Source organism: Acidobacteriota bacterium, assembly GCA_016208495.1.
GTDB lineage: Bacteria > Acidobacteriota > Blastocatellia > Chloracidobacteriales > Chloracidobacteriaceae > JACQXX01.
The window spans coordinates 19,703-31,185 of sequence record JACQXX010000109.1 but is presented as its reverse complement, the minus strand read 5'-3'; the positions used below and the strand labels follow the sequence as shown (position 1 = coordinate 31,185).

Annotated in this window: 9 protein-coding genes; 6 read left to right on the top strand and 3 right to left on the bottom strand. The window is 51.5% G+C overall.

What is annotated here, in order from left to right:
* Nucleotides 1-2: 2 nt before the first annotated feature.
* On the bottom strand, nt 3-2,042 hold the full coding sequence (locus HY774_22280) for a S9 family peptidase (protein MBI4751216.1): 2,040 nt from the start codon (nt 2,040-2,042) through the stop codon (nt 3-5).
* Nucleotides 2,043-2,228: 186 nt separating this feature from the next.
* A complete protein-coding gene (locus HY774_22275; GenBank protein MBI4751215.1) occupies nt 2,229-3,650 on the bottom strand; it encodes a DUF4350 domain-containing protein in 1,422 nt (473 codons plus the stop codon).
* Between the two features lie 225 nt (nt 3,651-3,875).
* Here HY774_22275 and HY774_22270 point away from each other — a divergent pair, with 225 nt between their 5' ends.
* From HY774_22270 to HY774_22245, 6 genes are all read left to right on the top strand, one after another.
* On the top strand, nt 3,876-4,373 hold the full coding sequence (locus HY774_22270; protein ID MBI4751214.1) for a peptidylprolyl isomerase: 498 nt from the start codon (nt 3,876-3,878) through the stop codon (nt 4,371-4,373).
* A 201-nt stretch (nt 4,374-4,574) separates the two neighbouring features.
* On the top strand, nt 4,575-5,270 hold the full coding sequence (locus HY774_22265; protein MBI4751213.1) for a peptidylprolyl isomerase: 696 nt from the start codon (nt 4,575-4,577) through the stop codon (nt 5,268-5,270).
* 90 nt (nt 5,271-5,360) lie between these two features.
* Nucleotides 5,361-6,026, top strand: coding sequence for a peptidylprolyl isomerase (locus HY774_22260; GenBank protein ID MBI4751212.1), 666 nt, complete (start codon nt 5,361-5,363; stop codon nt 6,024-6,026).
* 50 nt (nt 6,027-6,076) lie between these two features.
* Nucleotides 6,077-6,523, top strand: a complete 447-nt coding sequence (locus tag HY774_22255; protein MBI4751211.1) for a hypothetical protein — start codon at nt 6,077-6,079, stop codon at nt 6,521-6,523.
* Between the two features lie 489 nt (nt 6,524-7,012).
* Nucleotides 7,013-8,401: an insulinase family protein gene (locus HY774_22250; GenBank protein MBI4751210.1), complete on the top strand. Its 1,389-nt coding sequence runs from the start codon at nt 7,013-7,015 to the stop codon at nt 8,399-8,401.
* On the top strand, nt 8,398-9,891 hold the full coding sequence (locus tag HY774_22245; GenBank protein MBI4751209.1) for an insulinase family protein: 1,494 nt from the start codon (nt 8,398-8,400) through the stop codon (nt 9,889-9,891). Before HY774_22250 ends, HY774_22245 begins: the two co-directional genes overlap by 4 nt.
* Before the next feature lie 117 nt (nt 9,892-10,008).
* Here HY774_22245 and HY774_22240 read toward each other — a convergent pair whose 3' ends face one another.
* Nucleotides 10,009-11,466, bottom strand: coding sequence for a peptide MFS transporter (locus tag HY774_22240; protein ID MBI4751208.1), 1,458 nt, complete (start codon nt 11,464-11,466; stop codon nt 10,009-10,011).
* Nucleotides 11,467-11,483: the final 17 nt, after the last annotated feature.

Sequence of the window (11,483 nt, the reverse complement as noted above, 5' to 3'; positions counted from 1 at the left end):
CCTTACAGCGAAATTCCAAGCTGAGCAGTGAGAAAGCTCAGCACATCAACACTTTCCTCGATGCGTTTGATGGTCGGTTTCCCAACGCCGTGACCGGCCTGGGATTCGACCCGAAGCAAAATTGGATACCCTGATGATGTTGCCGCTTGCAGTCGAGCCGCCATTTTTCGGGCGTGAAGTGGATCTACCCGGGTGTCGGATTCGGCAGTCATAAGCAGAACGGCTGGATATGGCGTTATTGGCGTGACGTGGTGGTAGGGAGAGTATGCCATAAGCCACTGAAACGCGTCTCGGTCTTCCGCACAACCATATTCGGGAATCCACGTTCGTGCAATCAAAAAATGGTGATAGCGCAGCATATCAAGTAATGGCACCTGACAAACCACGGCCCGAAACAAATCCGGACGCTGGGTCAGGGCGGCGCCAACCAGCAATCCGCCGTTGCTGCCCCCCTGAATCGCCAGTTTTTCAGGGCAGGTATACTGGTGCTGGATCAGGTACTCCGCCGCGCAGAGAAAGTCATCAAACCCATTCTGTTTCCGGCTGAGCATTCCAGCCTTGTGCCAGTCTTCGCCATATTCACCGCCTCCGCGTATGTTGGGAAGCGCGTACACCGCACCCGCATCGAGCAGTGTTAAAAATGACCCCAAAAATTCAGGCGTCCGGCTGATATTAAACCCTCCGTACCCGGTCAGGATTGTTGGCGACATCCCATTGAATTTCAGATGTTTGCGGTGAACGATAAACATTGTGACCGGTATCTGGTCAAGTGATGGAAAGTTGACTTGTTTGACGACATAGCTGGCCGGGTCAACCATGGACTCAATCTGGGCAAACACGTCCAGCGATTGTTTTTCAATCTCAAAGCGATAAATCGTGGTTGGAATCGCAAATGACGTTAGACTGAAAAAAACTTCGGCGGAATCCCATTTCGCTGAAAGGGTGGTGATGGTGCTGTGTTTCGGCACCGGCACTGAAATCGTGAAGGCACTTTCCAGGTCAAACACCCGCAACTCCGATTGGGCTCGGGTCAGGTACGAACACACCACAAACTGACCGTGGGTAACGGCAAAGGAGGTCAAAACAGAAGACGACTGGCGCACAACCATGCTCCAGGGCGCTTTCAATTCAGACAATTTGACCTTCATCAGGCAAAACCGGGGAGCATTCCAGTTGGTGCGAATCAGGAGCGAGTCACCCACGATTTCGCCAAAAAAAGACGCATTGATGTTTTCGACAATTGGAACAAACCCGGAATCGCTTCGCAAATCAAGCAGGTACAGGTCCTGGTAATCGAAGGTCCGCGAAGCCGTCACCAGCACATAGCGGCCCGAAGGGGAGACCTGCACGTGAAAATATTCTTCCGGTTTACGGCTGGGGCCAAAAATGACCGGATCCGTCTCGAAATCAGTTCCCAGACGATGAAAGTAGATCCACCGGTGATAGTGTTCCTGTCCGGTTGGTCGTGTTCCCCGGCCAGGATAGCGAGTGTAATAAAACCCGTGACCATCCGGCATCCACGCCAGTGAGGCAAATCGGGTATCGGGGATGGTATCTGGCAGGTAGTGTCGCGTCGCAACATCCAAAATTGACAGGGTGCTCAACTCGCTTCCATTGTCTGAGAGGCCGATGGCGACTTTGGTACCATCCGGTGACGGAAACCACCAGTCCAGCGTCACTGTTCCATGTTCACTCAAGGTATTTGGATCAACTAAGACCCGGTCTGGCCCAGAAAGTATCTCGCGAACATACAGTACTGCCTGGTTTTGCAGTCCTGACCGTTTGGTCCAAAAGTATTTTCCCCCATACACCGAAGGCGTCGAAATTGCACCGAGCTGGGCACACCTGGTGACCTGTTCCCGCAGGTATTCACGATGCGGAAAGGCATCCAGCAACGCCCGGCAGTGGGCATTTTGCTGAGCTGTCCATTCCTGAACCGCCGGTGTCTCACCGGTTTCGAGCCAGCGGTAAGGGTCAATAATTGTGTGTCCGTGCAGGTTTTCGATGATTTCAATCGGAAGGGTTTTTGGTGGCGAAAGCATAGGGCTGAAGAAACCGGGCTGAAAACTTCGGGCTGAAGAAGTCGGGCTTAAGGCTTGCTTTTACGTGTAGGCTTTTGGTTCTCATCCCGGAGGGATAGAGCAAAGTTAGCCGGTGGTCAGCCTCGCTTTGGAGGCGCCACCACCGGAGGCTGAATTCTTCAGCCCCCAGCCTTCCGCCTCAATTCATCAGCTTCCAATCTTGTGCTCAATTTCCCGAATCTTTTGGGTCAGGTGCAACATTTCCTTTTCGGTAATTGCTTTACCATTGAGGACTTCCTGGCAGCGTTGGAGTATACGGATGAGTTCGGTGGCATCAACCTGTCCCCGCGAAGCGACCGCCGTGGCAATGCGGTCAATTCTGACATTGGTCGGTACACCACCGTACCGGCACAAAACCCGATGGAACCGGTTATAGATATTCTCAATCGCCAGATCATAGCTTTTGGCGACAAGCTGGATTTGCGCCATGGCCGAAACATATTCTAACGAACTGGCCCGGTTGACCCGTTTGAGCGGCACCGGGCGGGCAAACCGGCGGCCATAAGTAAACACGATAAACAATCCCAAAAACGCAAACTGCCACATCAGCCATGGAATCGGCGAACCGCGAAAATATCCGGCCAGAGTGGCATAGTTTGGGCCGCCGCTATGGTAGCCGTGATGAAATTCATCAAACAGGATCTGATTTTTATCATTGGGGTACTGTTTATTGACCGCATCAAGTACGGCACTCGCCAGGTTGAGACCAAGAATGGCATTGTCCGCCCTGGAAATGCCGTTGTTGGCGAAAATAAATTCATCTGACAGGCACAGAAAATTTCCCTGACCATATTTCAACTGGGCCAGGATTGAAAAATGGTCAACCCCAGCGAGCGGTAAATACACGGCATCGTCGGTTGCCACGGGTTGAGCCACTTTCGCTGGAAGTTGTTGTGCTGGAATTGCTTCGGAGTCTTCTTCCAGGTCGGGATCTTCAACCCATTCTTCGGCTTCTTCAGCCGTCTCGGGAGTTGGTTCTTCGGATTGTGTTGCCCAGGGAGGAGTCACCTGAGGTTTGGTTGCTTCTGAAAGGGAAAGTTGAAGACTGCTGGCAAACTCTGAAAGTTCAATTTGATCAACACCATAGAGAGTGCTGGTTGGTTGCCAGGGATAAGCCCGCCGAGGCTGTGGCGTTTCGTTGGGCTGGCTGGTTGCAACCGGTGGCAAGTAGCCAGTCTCCAGCGTAAACCCAGTGAAATCAAGTTTGATTGAGCGGTCAATAATCACCGCCGTGCCTCCCTGATGGACCCACTCCTGCAACGCGGTGATTTCTTCTTTGGTTGGAAAGTGAATTGGCGACGGGGAAACAATGACCAATACTTTGGTTGTGGGCGAGTTTTTGAGTTCGGTGAATTGTTGTCGCCACCGACCAACCGGGATTTTCGATTCTTCGAGCAACGTGAAATAGCCCAGCAATCCATAGGTTCGGCCCGAATACGTCGAACGATCCGCACGCTGCTCGGTCTCGGTTTCTTCGCGGCTATCACGATAAAACAACAGATTGAGGCCCACCATCACCACGATGAGCAATCCCACAATCAAAAGGTTTCCCAGTGCTTTTCGATTCATAACTGATTTAACAAAAGGACAAAAAGGACGGAAAGGGCAAATGTTCGAAACCCTGAACCTTGAACCCTTTAGTAGCTAGTGGTTAGTGATTAGTGGTTAGTTCCTGGTTTCGAAAACCCTGAACCCTGAACCCTGAACCCTGAACCCTGAACCCTGAACCCTGAACCCTGAACCCTGAACCTGAACCCTGAACCCTGAACCCCTCTCTTTCAACGGAAAAACACCATGTCTACAAAATTGATTGCCACACTTGAGACCAGCAAAGGCACGATTCGTTTTGAGCTTTTAACCCAGGATGCCCCAAAAACGACCGAAAATTTTAAATTACTGGTTGAGCGCGGGTACTATCAGGGCATTATCTTTCACCGGGTGATCAACGGGTTTATGATCCAGGGTGGCGATCCGACTGGGACTGGTGCTGGCGGGGAATCAGTCTGGGGGCGGACCTTCGCCGATGAAATCAATCCGTCCTCGGCCATCTATCAAACCGGGTATGTACCGGGAACGGTGGCGATGGCCAACCGGGGACCAAACACCAACGGCAGTCAGTTTTTCATCATGCACAAACGGGCCGCACTTCCGCCAAATTACACCATTTTTGGTCGTGTGATTGCTGGTCAGGACGTAGTTGATTCGATTGCGACCACCCCGACCGATCATCGTGATCGGCCATTGACTCCGGTAACAATCCAGCGGGCAACGGTGGAAGAAGTCAACGCCTGACCTTCGGTGCGAATAAACGGTTGTCCCTTCAGGAATCCTGAACCTGTTCGCGTTTCGACAAGCCCGCCGGCAAGTGCTTTGCCAGAGCGGGTTTGGTGTTTTAACCTTAAATTTTTCCAAATTGGGAACCATTTTGCCCTTGAGGCGACACCAGGGCAGACACAAGGCGTTCCCCAGCTCAACTGACTCATCCAAAAATCTATGTCAAATTCACTGAAATCTCTTTTTCGGACCATTGGTGTGTTGTGTTTATGTTTAGCTGGCTTTCTGGCCCAGGGGTGCCAACCTGAAGCGCCGCCAGCCCCTTCGTCACCTGCAACGCCGACGTCACCCTCTAAACCTGAGTCACCCTCCGTTCCGACGACCCCGTCAGGTGAGACCAAACCGGCCCAAACTGAGCCCGGGAAAAAACTGGTTGCCACATTGGTGACCAACAAAGGCACGATTGAGATTGAATTGTTAACCGATGATGCCCCAAAAGCCTGTGATAATTTCCGATTGCTGGCGAACCGCGGGTATTACAATAATCTGGTCTTTCACCGGGTCATCAATGGGTTCATGATTCAAGGTGGAGATCCTAATGGGAATGGAACCGGAGGCGAATCCGCCTGGGGTGGAACCTTTGATGATGAAATCAATCCTCGTTCGCCACTGTATCAGGGTGGATATAAACCAGGCATTGTGGCCATGGCCAATCGTGGTCCAAACACCAACGGCAGCCAGTTTTTCATCATGCACAAAACGTACCCCTTGCCACCTCAGTACACGATTTTTGGTCGGGTGACCAAAGGGCAGAATGTGGTGGACGCGATTGCCACCTCCCCGGTTGGTCAAGACGACAGGCCACTCTCCAAAATGGTGATCACCAGCGCCAAAGTCGTTGAGATGGGGGGCTAAACCATGATCATTGGAAGCTTGATCCTGCCGCGACTGGGAGAACTGGCAAGGCCCTTTCGATCTGGACGGTCAGTCTGGATGGTGATTGGAATGATTGTGCTGGTTGTGACCAGTGGCCTGACATTTGATTCATCGGCTGTTTCAGGTCAGCAAACACGGAAAAAGACGACCAAAACCAGTCAGAAAAAGCGCACCACCCGCCGACGTAAGCCAGTTGCTCCGAAACCGGCTGCCGCCAAACCACCTGCTCCTGCGCCCGCACCCGCACCGGTAACGGTTCCGCAGGTGACGCTTGAAACCAATTTCGGCACGATTCGGTTTGAGCTTCTCACTCAGGATGCCCCAAAAACCTGTGAGAATTTCCGGTTGCTGACCAGCCGGGGATTTTATGATGGGCTTACCTTTCATCGAGTCATCAATGGCTTTATGATTCAAGGCGGCGATCCAAATGGCAATGGCACCGGAGGCGAATCTGCCTGGGGTGGGGAATTTGACGACGAAATCAATGCTGGGTCCCCACTCTATCAAACCGGATATGCCGCAGGCATGGTGGCCATGGCCAATCGTGGCCCGAATACCAACGGCAGCCAGTTTTTCATTATGCACAAGCCGTATCCGCTTCCGTCCAACTACACGATTTTTGGTCGTGTGCTTGAGGGAATGGAAGTGGTTGATAAAATTGCCACGGCTCCAACTGGTCGTAACGACCGACCGATCACAGCAGTGATCATTCACAAAGCAACCGTTCAGCCATAAGTCGTTTGGTGGTCAACGGTGTTGGAATTTTTTTGAGGTAGTAAAGTCTTATGCGTGGTTCAAAACGTTCATTTGTTTCTGCAATTCAACTGTTATCAGTGGCCTTGGTCTGCTCAGTTCTTATGCTGGGGGTTGGGTGTAAAACTGAAACCCAATCAAGTGGTCCAGGCAATCAACCTGCTCAACCTCAGGGGGCTCAACCGGTAACGCCTCCACCGGCGTCACCAGCACCAAATCAGGCTCTTCCCACGCCTCCCCCGCTTCCCCCTGGAAATGAGGTGAAGTCCCCAACCGGCTTACCGGCGAAAGAGTTTGATATCGTTGTCAAAACACCGACTGAGGGCCTCAAAAAAGACGCGCAAGGTCGAGTACTCAAGACCAAGGAAAATATGGAAAAGTTACGAGATGCGCGAAAAAACGCGCCGACGGAAGTCCGGAAGGCTGAGACTCCATCAAAACTCAGACCTCAGCCGGATCCTTCAAAGCAAAAACAGTAAGCGGTCTGGATTGCTGATCAAACCTGGTCCTATATTGATTTTTGGGCTGGATTTACTTTTAGGTAAATCCAGCCCAATTGCTTTCCCAGGAACCCGATCTGGACAGAGAACAAGGAGACAAGGAGACAAAAACTGATAGTCTCATACCAGTTTGTAGTCAGTAGCCTGTAGTCAGTAGTTCACTAAATTTATTTGATTGAACTATTTGACTATTCTCTAATCCGACGATTTCATTGCAAATTGGTATCAATCCCTGCTTCTGATCGGAGGTGAGTTTGGTTCATAAGAACTGGTTTTTTGATGTCTCCTTGTCTCCCTATCTTCTTTTGTCTCAAACACACTCAATTTTCCGTATCCTGGCGCTTATGACCCGATACCACCAGCCCAAAATGGTATCATTTGCTGAAAGGGTTGCAATTTTTATTTTCCCCGTTACCCTGCATCGGTTGCCGTCTGCACTTATATTTTCAAACATTGAGGTTGGTGAGTATGCCAAAGCAAAAAATGCTGACGCTCCTGGCGTTGGTGTGTGTGATGTTGAGCACGGGTTTGAACTGGAGCCCAACCCAGGCTCAAACCAAACTTCCGAAATTAAAGATCCAAACGGCTGAATTGCCCAATGGCCTCAAGGTGGTGCTGCACGAGGACCATCGGCTGCCGCTGGTTGCAATCCAGGTCTGGTATCATGTTGGCTCAAAAGATGAGCGTCCCGGACGCACCGGCTTTGCCCATTTGTTTGAGCATTTAATGTTTAAAGGAACAAAAAACCTGCCCAGTGAATCCATTGACCGGTTGACTGAAGATGTCGGCGGAATGAACAACGCGTTTACTAATGATGATGTGACCGTGTATTTGGAAATTGTCCCATCACATCATTTGAAACGGTTGCTGTGGGCCGAAGCTGACCGCATGGGGGCATTGGCCGTCACTGAAGAAAATTTTCGATCTGAGCGCGATGTCGTCAAAGAAGAACGCCGTCAGTCAGTTGAAAATGCGCCTTATGGAATGGTTGATGAAATCCTGTATGCGTCGGTGTTTACCAAACATCCGTACCAGCACACGACCATTGGCAGCATGGAAGACCTGAACCGGGCGACACTGGCTGATGTGAATGAGTTTCATCAGTCCTTTTATGCGCCAAACAATGCAACGCTGGTGCTTTCCGGAGATTTTGATTCAGCGGCAATCCTTCCAGTCATCAAAGAATACTTCAGCCCGATTTCGGCCAGTTCGCAGCCGATTACCCGCATTACCGTGGTTGAGCCGCCCCAGACAGCCGAGCGCCGGTTGACCTACAAAGACCCAAATGCCCCATTGCCACAGGTCAGGATTGCATTTCATACCCCAGGGAATGGTCACTCTGACAGCTATGCCCTCAGGTTGTTGGGCGCCATCCTTTCTAATGGTCAAAGCTCACGCCTCTATCAATCACTGGTGTACCAGCAGGGGCTGGCCACTGAGGCCAATGGGAGCGGGTATTTTTCAGAACATCCCAATCTGTTCAGTTTTGTTGCCACGCTGGCGCCGGAAAAAACTTTACCAGAAGGTGAAAAATCCTTGCTGGCTGAGATTGAAAAACTGCAGACCTCAGGCGTCACAGAATCAGAGCTCCAAAAGGCAAAGAATCAATTGCTGGCTTCGAAACTCAATGGCTGGCAATCGCTGATGGAACGGGCTGAAGCGCTGGGCCAGGCGGCAACATTTTTTGGCGATCCGAATCGCGCCCTGACAGATATGGAGCAGTTGCAGGCGGTTTCCATCGCTGATGTTCAGGCCGTGGCCAAAAAGTACTTCACCCCCCAGAATCGAACGGTAATTTACGTGTCCTTACCCGAAGCCGCCGACACAACCAAAGGAACTGCCGGAGGTGCCAAATGAGAACATTCAATCGCATGAAAAAAATGTATCTGCTCAGTCTGGTACTGCCAGCACTGGTTGTGATGAGTGGATTTTTTCAACCCAATCAGGCGCAATATCAAAAGCTCCCGCCATTGGACCCGCCCAAATCAGTCGCTTTTCCAAAGGTTGTCTCAAAAACGCTGCCCAATCAACTTCGGGTATATGTCGTGGAAGATCACAGCCTGCCAATTGTCGCCCTGCAACTGGTCACTGAAGCTGGTTCGGCCACAGCGGGAACCTCAACCCCCGGACTGGCCTTTTTCACCGCCCGAATGCTTGATCAGGGGACACAAACCCGCAGTGCTCAGGAGATTGCCGGAGCGATTGATTCAATCGGCGGCACCCTTTCAGCCAGCGCCGCTTATGAATCAGCCGAAATTTCATCAGCCGTTCTCACCGAACACAGCCAGCTTGGGTTTGAACTGGTGGCCGATCTGGTTCAAAACGCGGCGTTTAAACCGCAGGAAATCGAACGGCTTCGCGAGCAGCTTCTGGGTGAATTACAGGTTGAGTATGGCACGCCGTCCTTTGTTGCCGACACTGCCCTGCGCCGCCTTGTGTTTGGAATGACCCCGGCTGGAACACCGCTGATGGGAACGCCCGATACACTCAAAAAACTGACCCGTGCCCAGGTGGTCAATTTCTATAAGCAAAACTATGTCCCCAACACTTCTTTCCTGGTGGTTGGCGGCGATATTTCCCCAGACGAAGCCTTTGCCAAAGCTGAAAAAGCCTTTGGCGCCTGGAAGCCCGGCAAGGCGCCCAAAGCGGCCCGATTGACACAACCGACGATGGCCAAACAACTTCAATGTGTGGTGATTGATAAACCAGGCGCGGCCCAAACCGAAGTCCGGGTTGGACATCCAGGCATTACCCAGATTGATCCCCGGTACTTCCAGGGACTGGTGATGAATAGCGTGTTGGGGGATGGATACTCAGCCCGGCTCAATAAGGAAATCCGCATTAAACGTGGTTTGAGTTATGGCGCCCGGAGCAATCTGGTGGCTGGCCGAGGGATTGGACTCTTCCGAACCCGGTGCAGCACCAAAGCCCAGTCTACCTTTGAAGTCGTCCAGATTTTTCTGGATGAGATGAAGCGCATTCAAGCGGAAACAATTCCCGACGAAGAACTGGCCACCCGCAAGCTGGCCACCACCGGAGACTTTGTCCAGGAATTGCAATCTATTCAGGCTGTGATGGAGCAGGTGGCAACCACCATCCACCTTGGACAGAACCTCAAGACCCTGGATGAATTTATCCCCAACGTGAATGGCGTGACGGTTGCCCAGGCGCAGGACTTCGCCAAACGGCAGTTGAATGTCTCCACACCGGTCATCGTGCTGGTTGGTGACTACAAAGTCTTTGAAAAAGACCTGAGCGCACTGAAAGTGACTCCGACCATTCTCAAAATGGGCGACTTCGACCCGCTCCAACCAAAGCTGGTCAAAGCGGCCAAAGCGAAAAAATGAGCGAAATAGTGAAGTAGCGAAATAGTGAAGTAGTGAAGTAGAAATAAAAAAGGGTGGTTCACCTGAATGGTGAACCGCCCTTTGGTTTTTGTGGGTAACAAACTGGAGACCTGGTGCTTATCTCACATTGCCCATCAGCTTCCGAATAACCGGAGTGAGTAGCGCCATCACGACCCCTCCCCCAATGGCAACACACCCTAAAATGCCAAACAACTTCACAACAATGGCTGGATCCTTCGCGTCGAAATACCCGGCCACAAAGCCACCAATGAAGTTGCCGATAGCCGGTGCCAGAAACCAAATCCCCATGACCATGCCGACCAGCTTTGGATGGGCCAGTTTGGTCATCGTACTGAGTCCAACCGGGCTGAGGCACAGTTCACCAACGGTGTGAATAAAGTAAACTGCGATCAACCACCAGGCTGCCACTTTGGCGTTGGTGCTGCCCGCGATTGATGAGGCATAAGCCGCAACTACAAATCCCACACCGACAAAGAACAACCCAATCCCGAATTTCAAAGGGGTTGAAGGTTGTTTTTCACCCCATTTCACCCACATCCAGGCAAAAAGCGGTGTCAGAGCAATAATGAAAAATGGATTGACTGACTGATAGTAACTTGATGGGTAAGGGATTCCCAGAACCTGGTTGTTGGTCATCTGATCGGCAAACAACGTCAGACTGGACCCCGCCTGTTCAAACACGGCCCAAAACAGTACCGCAAAGGTACAAAAAATGATAACTGCGCCCAGCCGTTTATAGTCTTCCCTGGTGATTGGCTTGTCATACCCTTCAGGTTGCTGACTTTTCGCATTGGCAACGGCTTCGGCTGAGGCCGATTTACCAATTGGGCGATTGCCGACTGCCTCCAGGTATTTGCGACCAAACAGGAATTGCATTACGCCCAGAGACATTCCAAACCCAGCGACTGCAAAAGCCCACCGCCAGCAGGTATGTGGATCAACACCTGATTGAATCAACCAGGCTTTAAACCGTGGGTCCTGGGCCACAAAGCCACAGGTCAGCGGGGCAAGCAATGCTCCTAAGTTGATTCCCATATAGAAGATTGAAAACCCTGCATCTCGCCGGACATCGCCTTGCTTGTAGAGCGCCCCAACCATGGCGCTGATATTGGGTTTCAAGAAACCAGTGCCAATGATGATCAAAAACAATCCCAGGTAGAAAACCTCCGGCGATGGAGCCGCCAGGGTAAACTGTCCCAGTGCGATGATAATCCCGCCCAAAATAACTGCATTTTTGGCGCCCAGGATGTTATCCGCAATCCATCCGCCTGGAATTGCGGTGAGGTAAACGGCTGAGGTGTAATACCCATAAATCTGAGTGGCTTTGGCATTTGCAAACCCAAACCCACCGCCTGTCATCGCTTCGACCATGTACAACACCAGCAACGCGCGCATCCCGTAGTAGCTCAACCGTTCCCAGACTTCGGTCAGAAACAAGATGGCAAGTCCTGATGGGTGACCAGCTTTCTCAAGAATTACCCGAAGTAGATTGGCACCTCCTAAAACCAGGAGCGGGCCAAGGATCAGCAAACCGACGATTAATCCATAGATCATGAGTGTCAATCCTTTGT